At 38.6% G+C, this 15,932-nt stretch carries 18 protein-coding genes; all 18 read left to right on the top strand.

Annotation, left to right across the window (positions count from 1 at the left end; genetic code table 11):
• Positions 1–35: 35 nt before the first annotated feature.
• Entirely contained in the window at positions 36–743 is a 708-nt protein-coding gene (gene radC / locus DWY07_RS07945) for a DNA repair protein RadC (RefSeq protein ID WP_117784852.1), read from the top strand.
• On the top strand, positions 730–1,587 hold the full coding sequence (mreC, locus tag DWY07_RS07940; protein WP_117807561.1) for a rod shape-determining protein MreC: 858 nt from the start codon (positions 730–732) through the stop codon (positions 1,585–1,587). The genes radC and mreC overlap by 14 nt, the downstream gene beginning before the upstream one ends.
• Before the next feature lie 44 nt (positions 1,588–1,631).
• Positions 1,632–2,138, top strand: coding sequence for a rod shape-determining protein MreD (mreD, locus tag DWY07_RS07935; protein WP_117807560.1), 507 nt, complete (start codon positions 1,632–1,634; stop codon positions 2,136–2,138).
• A 19-nt stretch (positions 2,139–2,157) separates the two neighbouring features.
• Positions 2,158–4,995 carry a penicillin-binding transpeptidase domain-containing protein gene (locus tag DWY07_RS07930; protein ID WP_117822633.1) on the top strand — a complete coding sequence of 946 codons (2,838 nt, stop codon included), beginning with the start codon at positions 2,158–2,160 and terminating at the stop codon, positions 4,993–4,995.
• A gap of 65 nt (positions 4,996–5,060) precedes the next feature.
• On the top strand, positions 5,061–5,858 hold the full coding sequence (locus DWY07_RS07925; RefSeq protein WP_117822632.1) for a septum site-determining protein MinC: 798 nt from the start codon (positions 5,061–5,063) through the stop codon (positions 5,856–5,858).
• A 50-nt stretch (positions 5,859–5,908) separates the two neighbouring features.
• Complete coding sequence (gene minD, locus DWY07_RS07920; protein WP_117784848.1) at positions 5,909–6,703, top strand: septum site-determining protein MinD; 795 nt, start codon at positions 5,909–5,911, stop codon at positions 6,701–6,703.
• Positions 6,704–6,721: 18 nt separating this feature from the next.
• Positions 6,722–7,045: a cell division topological specificity factor MinE gene (locus DWY07_RS07915; RefSeq protein ID WP_021943864.1), complete on the top strand. Its 324-nt coding sequence runs from the start codon at positions 6,722–6,724 to the stop codon at positions 7,043–7,045.
• Positions 6,984–8,129: an FtsW/RodA/SpoVE family cell cycle protein gene (locus DWY07_RS07910; RefSeq protein WP_181983899.1), complete on the top strand. Its 1,146-nt coding sequence runs from the start codon at positions 6,984–6,986 to the stop codon at positions 8,127–8,129. The genes DWY07_RS07915 and DWY07_RS07910 overlap by 62 nt, the downstream gene beginning before the upstream one ends.
• Before the next feature lie 10 nt (positions 8,130–8,139).
• Complete coding sequence (locus DWY07_RS07905; protein WP_021943866.1) at positions 8,140–8,535, top strand: methylglyoxal synthase; 396 nt, start codon at positions 8,140–8,142, stop codon at positions 8,533–8,535.
• A gap of 17 nt (positions 8,536–8,552) precedes the next feature.
• Positions 8,553–9,524, top strand: a complete 972-nt coding sequence (locus DWY07_RS07900; RefSeq protein ID WP_117822631.1) for a serine hydrolase — start codon at positions 8,553–8,555, stop codon at positions 9,522–9,524.
• Between the two features lie 54 nt (positions 9,525–9,578).
• A complete protein-coding gene (locus DWY07_RS07895; protein WP_117807557.1) occupies positions 9,579–9,998 on the top strand; it encodes a twitching motility protein PilT in 420 nt (139 codons plus the stop codon).
• A gap of 54 nt (positions 9,999–10,052) precedes the next feature.
• The gene (locus tag DWY07_RS13205) at positions 10,053–11,444 is read left to right on the top strand and encodes an HlyD family efflux transporter periplasmic adaptor subunit (RefSeq protein WP_173783615.1); all 1,392 of its coding nucleotides are present in this window, start codon (positions 10,053–10,055) and stop codon (positions 11,442–11,444) included.
• A 12-nt stretch (positions 11,445–11,456) separates the two neighbouring features.
• Positions 11,457–12,152: a YggS family pyridoxal phosphate-dependent enzyme gene (locus tag DWY07_RS07880; protein ID WP_117784845.1), complete on the top strand. Its 696-nt coding sequence runs from the start codon at positions 11,457–11,459 to the stop codon at positions 12,150–12,152.
• Between the two features lie 12 nt (positions 12,153–12,164).
• Positions 12,165–12,758 carry a cell division protein SepF gene (locus DWY07_RS07875; RefSeq protein WP_021943871.1) on the top strand — a complete coding sequence of 198 codons (594 nt, stop codon included), beginning with the start codon at positions 12,165–12,167 and terminating at the stop codon, positions 12,756–12,758.
• A gap of 60 nt (positions 12,759–12,818) precedes the next feature.
• The gene (locus tag DWY07_RS07870) at positions 12,819–13,565 is read left to right on the top strand and encodes a DivIVA domain-containing protein (RefSeq protein WP_117822630.1); all 747 of its coding nucleotides are present in this window, start codon (positions 12,819–12,821) and stop codon (positions 13,563–13,565) included.
• 89 nt (positions 13,566–13,654) lie between these two features.
• Positions 13,655–14,170 carry a signal peptidase II gene (gene lspA / locus DWY07_RS07865; RefSeq protein ID WP_117822629.1) on the top strand — a complete coding sequence of 172 codons (516 nt, stop codon included), beginning with the start codon at positions 13,655–13,657 and terminating at the stop codon, positions 14,168–14,170.
• Positions 14,171–14,173: 3 nt separating this feature from the next.
• Positions 14,174–15,091, top strand: a complete 918-nt coding sequence (locus tag DWY07_RS07860) for an RluA family pseudouridine synthase (protein ID WP_117822628.1) — start codon at positions 14,174–14,176, stop codon at positions 15,089–15,091.
• A gap of 172 nt (positions 15,092–15,263) precedes the next feature.
• On the top strand, positions 15,264–15,878 hold the full coding sequence (locus DWY07_RS07855; protein ID WP_021943875.1) for a cytidylate kinase-like family protein: 615 nt from the start codon (positions 15,264–15,266) through the stop codon (positions 15,876–15,878).
• Positions 15,879–15,932: the final 54 nt, after the last annotated feature.

The raw sequence follows: 15,932 nt of genomic DNA, 5'->3' as shown, positions 1-15,932 counted from the left end.
CAGGCATTGGAGAGGCGGAGAGAAAAGGAGGACATATGAATTCTAATTTTACAATGCGGGATATGGCTGTTACAGAGCGACCATATGAAAAATGTCAGCAGAGTGGTCCTTCCGCCTTGAATGATGCCGAACTGCTTGCAGTCATACTTCGAAGCGGAAGCCGAAAAGAAAATGCACTGGTTACAGCCCAGCGTATTCTGAACCGTCATTCGGTTCATAAAGGCTTAGTCGGGTTGAAGCATCTGACATTGGAAGAACTGATGTCGATTGATGGGATCGGACATGTAAAAGCGATCCAGATGCAATGTATCGGTGAATTATCAAGACGGATAGCGGAAGCGGAATATAAGCCATTTCTGACATTTGGCAATCCGCAGAGTATAGCAGATTATTTTATGGAACGTACCAAATATCTGGATAAAGAGCGGGTTTACAGCCTGCTGTTTGATTCCAGACATTGTTTGTTGGGAGAAAACTGTATATCAGAGGGAACGATCGATCATGCAGTTATATCTCCAAGAGATATCTTTATAGATGCCTTAAGCTATCACGCAGCATATGTTGTTTTGCTGCATAATCATCCATCCGGGAATCCGGAACCAAGCAGACAGGATATCTGCTTGACAAAGAGAGTAGCAGAAGCAGGCAGAATGCTTGGAATCCTGTTATCTGATCATATTATTATAGGGAATAATTGTTTTGTCAGTCTGGCAGAAAGAGGAATGTTGAATGAGACGTCGTAACAGAAAAAGAATAGAAATAACTCCAAAATATTTTTTGCTTGCATTAACGATAGTATGTGTAGTTTTAATGATCGCATCACTGTTTTTTGACAGTATAATGCCGTCAGTCCGTAATGCAACAAACACGTTTATTCTTCCAATGCAAAAAGGAGTAAATACAGTAGGAAGCTGGGTAGAATCCAAGGCAGAAGCACTGAAAAATTACGAAGATATCGTGGCGGAAAACGATCAGTTAAAGGAACAACTGGATACCTATAGATCCACACTTGCCCAATATGAACAGAACTCTTATGAGCTGGACCGGCTGCAGAAGCTGTATGAGCTGGATGCACAGTATACTGATTATGATAAAACAGGAGCAAGAGTTATATCTAAGGATACCGGAAACTGGTTTGATGTCTTTTATATTGACAAAGGAACCGATGATGGACTGTCTATTGGTTGTAATGTATTATATGGAAATGGTCTGTGCGGAATTATCACAGAGATTGGAGCGGATTATGCAAAGGTCCGTTCGATCATCGATGATACAACAAATGTAAATGCAACAATCCTGCCGGCTCAGGCAATCTGTAATGTATCCGGAAGCCTAACGAATTATGCAGACGGCTACCTGCTTGCGGAAAATATAGATAAAGATGCAGATATATCAGAAGGAGATCAGGTTGTGACCTCACATGTTTCGAGCAAATATCTTTCTGGAATCAATATAGGCTATATTGCAAAGATAGAAAATGATTCCAACAATCTGACCAAGACAGCGTATATTACGCCGGCTGCTGATTTTTCTAATATTGAAGAGGTTCTGGTGATCCGCCAGACAAAGAAAAATGTTACAGATTAAAAACAATTGACAGAACTAAATGGTAGAAGAAGGTTGAAACAGAATTGAAACGAGTATTTACATTAGGAATTTTGATCATTATATGTTTTGTATTACAGACTGCATTATTTCCCTATATAGAAATTGCCGGAACAGCACCGGATCTGATGCTGATACTGACAGTTTCTTTTGGTCTTATGCGCGGTAGAAAAGAAGGAATGCTGGTTGGTTTTTTCTGCGGTTTTCTGTATGATCTGTATTTTGGATATGCGATTGGACCGTTTATGATACTTTATATGATTCTTGGATATTGCAATGGATTTTTCCACCGTTTATATCTGGTGGAAGATGTTCTTTTACCAATGCTGATCATTCTGATCGACGATCTGTTTTTTAATTTTGCAACATATATTATCTTTTTCTTGTTGCGGAACAGGCTGGAATTTTCAACCTATCTGAAGGATATCATTCTTCCGGAAATGATCTATACAGCATTGATCACACTCTTTATATTCAAGTTTTTTGTATTTGTGAACAAGACACTGAAGCGTCTGGAAAAAGCAAACGAATAAGAACTGGAAGGAAAATACAATGATAAAAGAATTTTTGAATCTGATAAAAGAAAATATTGTAGAACATGTAAAACACCGGTTGTTTGTTGTGACATTGATCGTTCTGGTTCTCTTTGGTGTACTGGTTTACCGTCTGTTTGATCTACAGATCGTAAACGGAGAAAAGTATCAGGAAAGCTTTACCTATAAATCAGTGAAAACAGTCTCGGTGAAAGCAACCCGTGGAAATATATACGATTGTAACGGAAAACTGATTGCTTATAATGAAGCTTCCTATACATTGTCATATAACAGTGCTACCGATCTGTCAGAGATTGCTGCTGCACAGGGAACAACATCCAACGAACTGCGAAATGATATAGTATATAAAACAATCCTGATTCTGGAGCAGAATGGAGATAAAATATCAGTCAGTCTGCCGATCAAGCTGACAGGAAAAGGATTTGAGTTTACAGTATCAGGAACATCATTAAATACTTTTCTTATGAATGTATACAGTGCCAGCTCTGTCGATAAACTGACAGATCAGCAGGCATCCTCAACAGCAGAAGATGTATTCCGTTATATGAGAGGAAAGGATCTCTTCAATATTTCAGATACTTATTCGGATGAAGCAGCATTAAAGATTCTTGCCGTCCGGTATGAGATCTGGCTGAACCGTTACCAGCAATACATGTCTGTCCAGCTTGCGGATGGTATCAGCGAGGAAAGCTATGCAACGATCAAAGAAAATTCAAATGAACTACCAGGCATGGAAGTAAACGTAGAATCCCACCGTGTCTATAATGATGCTATTTATTACGCACATATTATCGGATATATCGGAAATATCTCAAATGAAGAGATGGACAAATATAACGAGAATCTGGATGATTCCGAAAAATATACGGCTGATGACATGATCGGAAAGGCCGGGTTGGAAAGTGAATTTGAATCTTATCTGCGTGGTAAAGACGGATATCAGAAAATGTATGTAGATAATCTGGGGAAGGTGATCGAGGTTATTGATTCGCAGGATTCTGTAGCAGGAAATGACATTTATCTGACGATTGACTCGGATCTTCAAAAATACTGTTATAATGCTCTGGAAAAGGAAATTACTTCCATCCTGCTTGCACATATTAAAAATGTAACAACATCAAATGACAAAGATGATATCCCGATCACTGACGTTTATTTTGCATTATTTGATAATAACATTATCAGCATTGACGATCTGGCAGCAAAGGATGCCACAGATCTTGAGCGTTCAGTAAATGATACATTTCAGAGTTCCAAAAGCTATACACTTGGAAGACTGGATGATATCCTGAATTCAAGTCATATACCATTATATAATCTGACAGACCAGTATCAGGATTATATGGAATTTATCTGCGAACAATTAAGTGATGCAGGCATTTACAGTCCAAGCAAGATATCAAAAACAGATGATACCTATGTATCTTATATCAATAATAATATTTCGCTGTGTGAGTATCTGAAATATGCGATCAGCCAGGGCGCAATCGACATTTCCGGTATTTCAACGAAAAGTGATTATTATGATACAGATGAAATCTACAATGTGCTGACGGAATATATTTTAAAAGAATTTGAAAATAATACCAGTTTCGACAAACTTGTTTTCAAATATATGATAATATCAGGAGAACTTACAGGAAGTCAGGTTATTAACCTGTTATATGACCAGGGTATCTTAAATATGGCAACAGATGAGGACTATTCCGATTATAAGGCAGGATCCATCAGCAGCTTTGACTTTATGTGTAAAAAAATAGAACAATATGAGATAACTCCTGCCATGCTGGCACTGGATCCATGTTCCGGCTCGATTGTTGTGACTGATCCAAATTCCGGAGCTGTAAAAGCAATGACAAGTTATCCAAGTTATGATAATAATCAGCTCACAAATTCCATTGATGCAGATTATTATGCAAAGATTACGTCGGACAAGACAACACCAATGTACAGTAGAGCAACGATGCAGCAGACAGCTCCCGGATCCACCTTCAAGATGATAACTGCATTTGCAGCAATGAATGAAGGCGCAATCGGTATCAACGACGTGATCCAGACCAAAGGATATTTTGATAAAACAGAAACACCTGCAAAATGCTGGATTTATCCATCAGCACATGGGACAATCGGTATATCCAAGGCAATCGAAGAATCCTGTAACTATTTCTTCTATGAACTGGGTTACCGTATGGCAACACAAGATACCGGAACCTATAGCGATATCACTGGTGTAGAGCGGCTTCAGAAGTATGCAGGTATGTTTGGATTTGACAGCACCTCCGGCATTGAACTGCCGGAAAGTAAACCGCAGATATCAGATGCGGATGCGATCCGTACTGCGATTGGACAAGGTACAAATAACTTTACAGCAACACAGCTTGCCCGATATGTTACAACACTAGCAAACAGTGGTACATGCTATGACCTGAGTCTTGTTTCAGAGATCAAGGATATTAACGGTAATGTTGTATATAAAAATGAGCACAAGGTTCATAACCAGCTCGATTTTCCTGCCGAGCAATGGAATGTTGTCAGACAGGGCATGCGTCAGGTTGTTTCCGTCCATACGAGCAGCAGTGCTTTGATTAATCAGATCAATGTTGCAGTAGCCGGCAAAACAGGTACGGCCCAGCAGAGTGATGCCAGACCGAACCATGCGTTATTTGTATCATTTGCACCATATAAAAATCCTGAAGTTACGGTTACAAGTGTAATCCCGTTCGGATATTCTTCCGGTAATGCAGTCGAATTGACCGGACTTGTATATGCCTATTTATACGATCCGGATGTACTTGAAAATACAACGATCACCGGTAACAACGCACTTTCAGATTAAAAGATAAGATACGTCGGATAAATTCATTTTTGAACAGTTATATTTATGAAAACGAGGTAAGAAACATGGATACCGACGTTATTATTAAGGCGAACAGCCACGGGATCAGAATTATATTTCATAATGATGATCCATTGGAGCAGCTCCTGATGGATATAAAAGAAAAATTACAGCATCAAAATGCTTTTTTAAAAAAAGAAGGAAAAATTTCTGTTTCTTTTGAGGGACGGGAGTTGAGCCGAGAGGAGATTGCGCAGATTCTGTTTGCATTAAATCATCTGCCGGAGACTGAGGTGGAATTTATTTGCGATATTCCTGATAAAGGGAGAACAGAGGATCTCTGCAATCAGATTGATATTCCTCCGCACAGGTCAAAACACCGGCAGCCCGCCGCTGTCGGACATACAGCACATGTGGATCATGTTATTAGACATGAAGCTCCTGCTACAGATACGGCCGCTTCAAATAAAAAAGTATCACCAGATGATACCGCAGGTCAGAATGTTTCATCTTCAGAAGATAACAACCTGTTTTTTTACGGAAACATTCGGAGTGGTCAAACACTTGAAGTAAAAAAAAGCATTATAATAATTGGTAATGTTGAAAAAAGAGCAACGGTTATTTCCGGTGGAAATATCATTATCCTCGGCAGCTTGCAGGGAAGTGCAGTCGCCGGAAAAGATTTGCAGAAAAAACGCTTTGTACTGGCTCTTACCATGGAACCGGTTCATATAAAGATCGGAACTGTCAGCTATGCAGCAAAACGACAGTTCCATGATAAATTAAATACAAAGGATGCAGTGATAGCATACTGTGAAAATGACCAACTGATCTTTCAGCCGCTGTCGCAAGCTTCACTATAAGATAAAAATTCTAAAAATCAGTATGAAAAGATAATTTACGGAGGTGTTTTATGAGTGAAGTAATTGTTGTTACATCAGGAAAGGGAGGCGTTGGTAAAACCACAACTTCAGCCAATATCGGCACAGGTCTTGCAGGTCTGAAAAAAAGAGTGGTCATGATCGATACGGATATCGGACTGCGAAATCTGGATATCGTCCTCGGACTGGAAAACCGTATTGTTTATAATCTGGTTGATGTAGTAGAAGGAAACTGCCGCTATAAGCAGGCATTGATAAAAGACAGGAACAATCCGGAGCTTTTTCTAATGCCATGTGCACAGACCAGGGACAAAACCGCTGTTTCTCCGGAACAGATCATAAAATTGATCGATGAAATGCGTTCGGATTTTGATTATATAATCATTGATTGTCCTGCCGGAATCGAACAGGGATTTAAAAATGCTATTGCAGCCGCAGACAGAGCAATTGTTGTTACAACACCAGAGGTATCTGCGATCCGGGATGCAGACCGTGTTATCGGGCTGTTAGAAGCAAATGAGATTACGTCGATTGACCTTATCATCAACCGGGTACGATATGATATGGTAAAAAAAGGTGACATGATGTCTGTCGATGATGTTGTTGATATTCTAGCCGTCAACCTTCTGGGTGTAATACCGGATGATGAACAGATCGTTATATCAACAAATAAAGGAGAACCACTTGCTGGAAGCAATACAACATCCGGCAATGCCTATATCGATATCTGTAAACGGATTCTTGGCGACAGTATTCCCTTGACTGATTACAATACATCGATCCGGCGAAACCCTTTCAAACGGTTATTTCGAAAAAAACATGCATAAAAGGGGTGAGTGGTAGGAATGAAAGATATCAAGGTAATCAACAATGTTGTAAGTTATAATTCTGGTCATTATGCCAGAGAACGTTTAAAATATATCCTGATGGCCGACCGGATCGGATGTACGCCAGATGTCATCACAAGGATCCGGGATGATCTGTGTAAATGCGTTTCTAATTATGTTAATATTGATTCGCCAAATACAACCGTACAGCTTTCAGAATCCTTCCTGATCGCCAAGATCCCGGTTAAAGGAATACATATGAAAAAGGAAAAAGAAAAAGATGAAACACTTCAAACAGATGGACATATCAACGGAGAAAAAGTACAGACTGATCAATTATAATTTTAAGCTGATCCTGTTCGTGATCGCAGCCATGATCATGGGAAGCATTACGATCTGCAGCGTTCGTCCGGACTTCCTGACGAAACAATTGATCGGTGTCAGTGCATGTATCATCGGTATGATCGTTGTATCACTGATCGATTATAATTTTATTTGCAAATATTATATGGTACTCTATGTCATCAATATCGGTCTGTTGTTTCTGGTTCTTGTCGCAGGTTCCGGTGGCGGAGATACAGGAGTTCATCGATGGTTTTATATATCAGATTCGTTCACCATTCAGCCATCAGAATTTGCAAAAATCATTCTGATCCTGTGTACGGCTGTATTTCTGGAAAAAAATTATGAAAATCTTAACACGCCAAAAGTACTTGCAAAGCTTGCAGTATTTTTGGCTGTTCCTGTTGGACTGATTGTGGCCGAACCAGACCTTTCAACCTCAATCTGTGTTATGGCAACGCTTTTTATCATTATATTTGTCGGAGGGCTGAGTCTGAAGCTGATCGGTATCATGATTCTGGTCCTGGTTCCCGCATTTGGAGGATTTATCTGGTATATTCAGCAGGATAATCTGCCTCAGTTTTTGAAAACTTATCAGATTAATCGTATTCTGGGACATATATACGGAAGTGAATATGGTGCTTCGTCTGACCAGCAGGATAATTCAGTTATGGCAATCGGTTCCGGTCAGCTATCCGGAAAAGGGATCAACAATTCAACGGTAGCTACCGTAAAAGATACCAATCTGATTTCTGAGCAGCAGACAGATTTCATTTTTTCGGCGGTCGGAGAAGAATTAGGATTCATTGGAAGTGTTATTATTATTGCAATTTTATGCCTGATAGTGTTACAATGTATTCGGGTTGCCAGGCATGCAAAAGATAAAAAAGGAATGTATATTGCGACAGGTATTGGGGCGCTTGTTGTATTCCAGACATTTATCAACATCGGAGTTGCAACAGCCCTTTTGCCGAATACAGGACTGCCGCTCCCGTTCATCAGTTACGGACTAAGTTCGCTTGTCAGTATGAGTGCCGGAATCGGACTCGTTTTGAACATAAACCTGCAAAAGAAAAAGTATTAGGAGGAGAGCTATGAATATAGGGTTAATAGCACATGACGCAAAGAAAAAACTGATGCAGAATTTTTGCATTGCATACAGAGGAATCTTAAGCAAAAATGAATTATATGCAACAGGAACGACAGGACGTTTGATCGAAGAGGTCACAAACCTTAATGTTCATAAATATATCGCTGGACATCTCGGAGGGGAACAGCAGTTAGGTTCCCAGATTGAAAATAATGATATTGATATGGTTATTTTCCTGAGAGATCCATTACATCCAAAGGCTCATGAGCCGGATATCAATAATATATTTTTACTTTGTGATATGCACAATATTCCATTAGCAACCAATCTTGCGACTGCAGAGCTTCTGATCAAGGCGCTTGATCGGGGCGATTTGGACTGGAGAGAATTTTACAAATAAACAATGGAGAGTTTGATATGAAATATCAGATAAAATTGCTGATTTCCATCCTGACAATCGGCATCCTGTTTACCGGATGTGCCAGACGAAGCTATGATACCAGTGATCAGCTTGTGCTTGGAATATCAGAAAATCTGCCGCTGTACAGTACAGACAGTTTCGGAGAAAACCATACGGTCATTCCGGATGGTGAAAGCCTGGCGGATGATAATTATAAAGATACAAAAGCTGCGGTACTGTTGAACGATACAACACAGGAAGCGTTGGTTGTCCATAATGCACATGATAAAATATATCCTGCCAGTATGACAAAATTAATGACAGGACTTCTTGTGATCGAAGCGATTGAAGATGGTTCCTTATCGCTTGATGAAACCATTACTTTAAGTCATACCGTTACCTTTCAGGAAAATAACGTCGGAGCTAGTGACCTGACAAAAGGATGTAAAGTTACAGTTAAGAACCTGTTATACGGATTGCTAATCCGTTCCTATAATGATTGTGGTGTTCTTCTGGCAGAACGGATTGCCGGCAGCGAAGATGCATTTGTTGAAAAAATGAATGAACGGGCATATGAGCTTGGAGCTACGAATACGCATTTTGTGAACTGCCACGGCCTGCATTCGGATGACCATTATACAACTGCATATGATCTTTATCTGATCTTTTCAGAATTTATCAAACATGATCTGGCATATCTGATTGATTCCCTGACATCTTATGATTTTACATATACAGATGCAAATGGTGAAACAAGAAGCGTTACATTAGACGCGACGAATGGATATATTTCAGGTGAATTTCAGTTCCCGGAAGGATATTCTTTGGGATCCTGGAAATCGGGAACGACGACGGCTGCGGGTAATTGTCTGATCCTTGAATTTGTAAAGGATGATACCGGCGACAAATATATCGCTGTTATCGCAGGTGCAGAAGACCGTAGTACGTTATATAATGATATGACAATGTTGATCAATACTGCAAAATAAACAGTTAATCAAATAACTGTTTTAATATATTTTAAATCATTCAGGAGGTTTATTATGATTCAGATTATTACAGGTGATAAAGGAAAAGGAAAGACAAAGGTTTTAATTGACAAGGTCAATAATGAAGTAAAGGTTGTAGCAGGTTCTGTTGTATTTATCGACAATAATAACAAGCACTTATATGAGCTGAGTAATCGTGTCCGTATGATCAACTGCACTAATTATGAAGTTAATAATCTGGAGATGTTTGCAGGGTTTGTTCTCGGAATAATTTCCCAGACAAAAGATATAGAGAAGATTTACATTGATAATTTTACATCTGTTGCTTATGTCAATAAAGAGCAGGTAAAAGTAGCACTGGATATCATTAATAATATCAGTGAGAAATTTAATATCAGTATTATAATATGTTTTGCAACGGACAGTTCCGATGTTCCGGACGAATATAAAGATAATATCATTGCTGCTTTATAGTTCCATATCAACTGTCTTATACGCACATATTATATGGAGTAAAAGGAGATATATATGGCTTCCATAAGAAGAAAGAAGAGAAAATGGCAGCCGGTGAAGATCAGTTTTGGATTTATCATATTTGCAATTATGTTTGTATACATGTTGATTCGTATCATTATGTCGCTTGGTGACCATGATCTGAGTGTATTTCAGGTGGAAGAGAGCAATTATGATACGAATTTTACTGCCACCGGACTTGCTGTGAGAAAGGAAACTTTGAATTACAGCTCTACCTCCGGATATGTCTGCTATTATATCCGGGATGGCGAAAAAGTTGCAAAGGGTGCCAGTGTATATTCTGTTGATGAAACCGGTTCCATGCAGGATGCATTGTTTGATGTTCAAAATAGCGGAAGCAGTGTGTTATCCGATAATGATTATAAAGATCTGAGCAAACAGATTCAGATTTTTAAAGCAGGATTTTCACCGTCAGATTTTTCAGAAGTATATGAATTTAAAAATTCCATGGACAATAAGGTTCTGGAAATGTATGAAGATATGGCGCTTGAGCAGTTATCTTCAAACCAGTCATTTGATTCAACTTTTTCAGCTTCGAAATCAAATGTCAGCGGTATTGTAACCTATTACATGGATGGCTTTGAAGGTTATGATATCAACAATCTTTCAGCAGATGATTTTGATAAAACAAAATATACCAAAGAAATGCTGAAAAAAAGCGATGTGGTTGAGTCCGGGAAACCTATATATAAGATCATAGATGATGAAAACTGGAAGATTGCAGTCATGCTTACGAAAGAAGAATATGAAAAAATCAAAAAGAACGAAACAATCCGGTTTACAATCAATGATTCATCCAGACGGTTATCTGCAAAGTATGAAACAGTTGAACAGGATGGAAATTATTTCATTATTATAAATATGCACCGTTATCTGGCAGAATATGTCGCTGATCGTTATTTGAATATCACATTTGTATTCTCAGAAACAAAAGGACTAAAGATTCCGAATTCAGCGATTACCGAAAAGGATGTTCTGATGATCCCAGTCAGCTATCTGACTGGAGGAAGCGGAACAACCGAGAAAAAATATTTTAATAAGATCGTATTAACAGCGGATGGAACAACTTCGGTTGAACAGATATCCCCTACTATATATTTTACAGATGATCATTTCTGTTATGTGGACCCGGCAGATATAGATGATAATACCGTTCTTGCAGCAAACGAATCAGATATTACATTTAACACATCTACCGCCGGCACATACAAATTAAAAGGTGTTTTCTGCGTTACACAAGGTACTGCAGTATTTAAGCAGATCGATGTTATTGTAGATGGTGATGATTATTCGATCATTGATCCAAATACCGCATATGGTATCTCTGCTTACGACAGGATCGCATTGGATGCCACCTCCGTAAAGGAAAACCAGATCATATATTAGGAGTGATGAATGATGTTACAGGAAAATTACGAAAGCATAGATAAAAAGATCACAGAAGCATGCAAACGGGCTGGTCGGAACAGGGATGCGGTTACTCTGATCGCTGTCAGCAAGACCAAACCGTTAAGTGATATTGAAGAATTATTACAGAATACAGATGCTGAAAATTTTGGAGAGAACAAGGTTCAGGAACTAGTCGATAAATATGAACATATATCCAGACCGGTCAAATGGCATATGATCGGGCATCTGCAGACGAACAAAGTCAAATATATCGTTGATAAGGTCTGCCTGATACATTCTGTTGATTCCGTGAATCTTGCAAAAACGATTGAAAAAGAAGCAGCAAAGCATAATGTTGTTGTTCCTGTTTTAATAGAAGTAAATGTTGCAGGGGAAGAAAGCAAGTTTGGTGTATCCGTTGAGGAAACGGAAGACCTGATCCGGCAGATCAAAGACTTTCCTCATATACATATTGATGGACTGATGACGATTGCACCATTTGTAGCCAATCCGGAAGAGAATCGCGTGCACTTCCGTCGCCTTAAGGAATTATTACTTGACATCAATTCTAAAAACATTGATAATGTTCATATGAATGTCTTATCAATGGGTATGACAAATGACTATGAAGTAGCTGTCGAGGAGGGTGCTACCATGGTCCGAGTTGGAACCGGTATCTTCGGTGAAAGAAATTATAATATTTAAAGGAGAACCATTATGGCAAAGAATGGAAAAAAAAGCTTTCTGGATTTTTTCAAAGTAGATGAGTCCAGTGATGAATATGAAGATGATTTATTTGAAGATGATGAATATGATGACGATGACGAAGAGGATTTCGAAGAGGATTATGTTCCAAAGACCAAAGCTGTAAACGGACGTGCATCTTCCTTTACCGCTGCATCACAGACAGCAGCCCAGCCTGCAAAAAAGCAGAAATTTACAAAAGCTGCCAGAACATCAGCTCCAGCATCATCAGGCAATTCAAAACTTGTATCTTTTAACAACAGAAGCCAGGGAGGTTCCCAGCAGGTATTTGTTATTAAACCAGATGAATTTGATGATGCCCAGATGATCATTGACCATTTAAAGGGTGGTCAGGCGATTGTGATCAATATGGAAGGTATGGAGTTATCAACAGCCCAGCGTATCATTGATTTCATTGCCGGCGCATGTTATTCCTTAGATGGTTCATTACAGGCGATATCCGGTAATATATTTATTGCAGCACCTGCTGACATCTATGTATCAGGCGATCTCAGAGAAGAGTTATTAAATGATGCTTTTCTTTCTCCTGAATTAGGAAAATATTAAGTCAATTTTGATATCAGTCTGTATCAACATATTCTGAAGGTATGATAGGGAGGATTACAAATGCTTACACCTGTTGATTTACAACAAAAGAAATTTCAGCATGGCATGGGGTATACAAAAAAAGATGTTGACTCATTTTTTGACATTGTTGTCATGAGTTATACGGAATTATATAAGTCTAATGCTGAATTAACAAATCAGGTAAAAACACTTACCGATAGTCTGGTTCATTACAGAACAACAGAATCGAAGCTTCAGAAATCACTTATGCTTGCAGAGAAGAATGCAGAAGAAGCTACGAAGAATGCAAATGACAAGGCTAAGATCATTGAAAATGATGCCAAAATCAAGGCAAATAACATAGTTCATCAGGCACGGGAAGAGCTGGATCGGATTGAAGACAGCATTGAAGGAATCAAACAGCAGTATCGTGATTATACAATGGCATTTAAAAATCTGATGGATTCTCATCTTCAGTTTCTTGCTACCAATCCAATTAATGAAGAATTGGGAGTAGACTTTGATGAGATCATGAAGGATGCCAAGTATTTCAACGGAAATGCTGCCGTCTATACACCAGGTTCATCTGGCAGTGAAAACGCCGGATCAGGTTCCTTTGCATCCTTTGGAGGAGATCCTCAGGGCAGAGAAGAATCTACACTCGGCGGTGGCGGAGGCTCAGGAATGGGCGATTCCACACTTGGTGGAAGTGCAGACAGCAGCAATGTTGCCAGTGATTCTTCTGTTTACACAAAAAATTTAGGTGGTGGATCATTTGTTGATCCATTCAAATTCAGAAACGAATAATATAATAGAATTTTTCTTTAATTCCCTGTCTGAATGAATGTCGGACAGGGAATTGCTAATAAAAGATATACTCCAGAAAGGTAACGATAATGAAAAAAAACAGTATTCTTGCATGTATAAGTATACTTCTTTTGATCGGACTGGATCAGATTGTGAAATTTCTGATCACAAGTCATATGGCTTTATATGACACAATACCTGTTATCAAACAGGTTTTTCATATTACATATATTCAAAATAAAGGAGCTGCATGGGGCAGCTTGCAGGGAAAGCGTTATTTTCTACTGGCAATAACCATTCTTGTTCTGGCATTTCTTGTATATTTTTATGTTCGGATGTTAAAGCTGAATAGGTACAAAGATCTTCGGATTTTATTTATTTTTGTTTTTTCCGGAGCTGTCGGAAATATGATCGATCGTATCCGTCTTGGTTATGTAATAGATATGTTTGATTTCCGTCTGATCAATTTTCCGGTCTTTAATGTTGCAGATATCTATGTAACCTGTAGTATGATCATCCTGTTGGTTTTTATCCTGTTCAAATACAAGGATAATGAACTGGACGATCTATTTGGAAAGTCAAAGAAAGATTCAGAGCAGGAATAATATATGGAAACTTATAATATTGAAGCAGATGAAAACTGGAAAGGCAAACGGGTTGATAAAAGTTTAGCCGATTACTTTGACGATTATTCGCGCTCATTTCTGAAAAAACTGTTAGATGATGGAAATGTACTGGTAAATGATAAAAAGGCAAAACCAAGCTTGAAAATCGCGTCTGGTGACAAAATAGATATTACGATCCCGGATATTTTACCTGTAGAAATTGAACCGGAAGATATTCCGCTTGATATCGTATATGAAGATGATGATATCATCATTGTAAACAAACCAAAGGGCATGGTCGTTCACCCGGCTCCCGGACATTATTCCGGAACACTGGTAAATGGTCTGATGTATCATTTCAAGGATTCTTTATCTGGCATTAACGGAGAACTTCGTCCCGGTATCGTGCATCGAATTGATATGGACACAACCGGGCTTCTTGTTGTCTGCAAAAATGATGCTGCACATAATTTTCTGTCGGAGCAGCTTGCCGTTCATTCGATTACAAGAAAATACTATGCGATCTGCTATAATTATTTTACAGAAGATGAAGGTATGGTAGATCTTCCGATTGGAAGACATCCAACCGACCGTAAAAAAATGGCGGTTAATTATAAGAATGGCAGACATGCAGTCACCCATTATAAAGTTCTGAAAAAACTGAAAAACAATTTCTGTCTGATCGAATGTCAGTTGGAAACCGGACGGACACATCAGATCCGTGTCCATATGGCACATATCAAGCATCCGCTTTTAGGAGATGCCGTATATGGACCTAAAAATCAGCCATATCACCTGCAGGGGCAGACACTTCATGCCGGTGTACTTGGTTTTATTCATCCGTCTACAAAAGAATATGTGGAATTTTCAAGTGAACTCCCTGAGTATTTCCAGAAACTGTTAAAACAACTGGAGCTTTAAAATTCGTTTTATATTAAAATTAATATAAAACGAATTTTTTGATTTACATTTTTTTGTGGAAATGTTATAATTTTTACTATAAAAAGTAAACAAATTTATAGTTTTTATACAGAAAACAGTTGTTTATTCTTTATAGCAAATTAAAATCATACTTGCAAAGGGGGCTTTTATTATGGCTTGCAACAAAATCATTACAATAGGACGACAGTTCGGAAGTGGCGGAAGAGAAGTCGGACAGAAACTTGCTGAAAAGCTTGGTATTCCATTTTATGATAAGGAACTTTTAAAGATCGCGGCAAGAGATAGTGGCATCTGCGAAGAATTATTTGAGAATTTTGACGAGAAACCAACAAACAGTTTTCTCTATACATTGGTAATGGATCCGTATTCATTGGGATTCGGAACATCCGGCGAGCTACCACTGAATCATAAGGTATTCCTGGCTGCATTTGACACGATCAAATCTATTGCGGAAAAAGATGGTTCCTGCGTATTTGTAGGTCGTTGTGCCGATTATGCTTTAAGAGATTATTCCAATATTGTAAATGCATTTATATATGCAGATATCGATGATCGTATAAAACGTATTGCGCAGAAATATGAACTGACTGATGCGAAAGCTAAGGATCTGATCCGTAAAGAAGATAAGTCGCGTGCATCTTACTACAACTATTACACATCCAAGCGTTGGGGCGAGATGAAAGGCTACGATATCTGCCTGAATTCCAGCCAGTTTGGAATTGATAATTGTGTAGATATGTTATACGATGCCGTTACCAAATATTAATGCAATATATAATACATATAATTAATAACCATTCATACAGGTATTCTTGATAAT

It is taken from the genome of Clostridium sp. AF23-6LB (genome assembly GCF_003461085.1).
Classification (GTDB): Bacteria; Bacillota; Clostridia; order Lachnospirales; family Lachnospiraceae; genus Coprococcus; species Coprococcus ammoniilyticus.
This window is presented reverse-complemented; position numbering and strand designations above follow the sequence as displayed.

What these genes read in the sequence shown, in the direction of transcription:
- DWY07_RS07910 (WP_181983899.1), top strand. Translation starts at nt 6,984, where the DNA reads ATGAAACACTTCAAACAGATGGACATATCAACGGAGAAAAAGTACAGA.
- mreC (WP_117807561.1), top strand. Translation starts at nt 730, where the DNA reads ATGAGACGTCGTAACAGAAAAAGAATAGAAATAACTCCAAAATATTTT.
- minD (WP_117784848.1), top strand. Translation starts at nt 5,909, where the DNA reads ATGAGTGAAGTAATTGTTGTTACATCAGGAAAGGGAGGCGTTGGTAAA.
- DWY07_RS07900 (WP_117822631.1), top strand. Translation starts at nt 8,553, where the DNA reads ATGAAATATCAGATAAAATTGCTGATTTCCATCCTGACAATCGGCATC.
- DWY07_RS07880 (WP_117784845.1), top strand. Translation starts at nt 11,457, where the DNA reads ATGTTACAGGAAAATTACGAAAGCATAGATAAAAAGATCACAGAAGCA.
- DWY07_RS07855 (WP_021943875.1), top strand. Translation starts at nt 15,264, where the DNA reads ATGGCTTGCAACAAAATCATTACAATAGGACGACAGTTCGGAAGTGGC.
- DWY07_RS07915 (WP_021943864.1), top strand. Translation starts at nt 6,722, where the DNA reads ATGAAAGATATCAAGGTAATCAACAATGTTGTAAGTTATAATTCTGGT.
- DWY07_RS07930 (WP_117822633.1), top strand. Translation starts at nt 2,158, where the DNA reads ATGATAAAAGAATTTTTGAATCTGATAAAAGAAAATATTGTAGAACAT.
- DWY07_RS07870 (WP_117822630.1), top strand. Translation starts at nt 12,819, where the DNA reads ATGCTTACACCTGTTGATTTACAACAAAAGAAATTTCAGCATGGCATG.
- DWY07_RS07925 (WP_117822632.1), top strand. Translation starts at nt 5,061, where the DNA reads ATGGATACCGACGTTATTATTAAGGCGAACAGCCACGGGATCAGAATT.
- radC (WP_117784852.1), top strand. Translation starts at nt 36, where the DNA reads ATGAATTCTAATTTTACAATGCGGGATATGGCTGTTACAGAGCGACCA.
- DWY07_RS07895 (WP_117807557.1), top strand. Translation starts at nt 9,579, where the DNA reads ATGATTCAGATTATTACAGGTGATAAAGGAAAAGGAAAGACAAAGGTT.
- DWY07_RS13205 (WP_173783615.1), top strand. Translation starts at nt 10,053, where the DNA reads ATGGCTTCCATAAGAAGAAAGAAGAGAAAATGGCAGCCGGTGAAGATC.
- DWY07_RS07875 (WP_021943871.1), top strand. Translation starts at nt 12,165, where the DNA reads ATGGCAAAGAATGGAAAAAAAAGCTTTCTGGATTTTTTCAAAGTAGAT.
- DWY07_RS07860 (WP_117822628.1), top strand. Translation starts at nt 14,174, where the DNA reads ATGGAAACTTATAATATTGAAGCAGATGAAAACTGGAAAGGCAAACGG.
- lspA (WP_117822629.1), top strand. Translation starts at nt 13,655, where the DNA reads ATGAAAAAAAACAGTATTCTTGCATGTATAAGTATACTTCTTTTGATC.
- DWY07_RS07905 (WP_021943866.1), top strand. Translation starts at nt 8,140, where the DNA reads ATGAATATAGGGTTAATAGCACATGACGCAAAGAAAAAACTGATGCAG.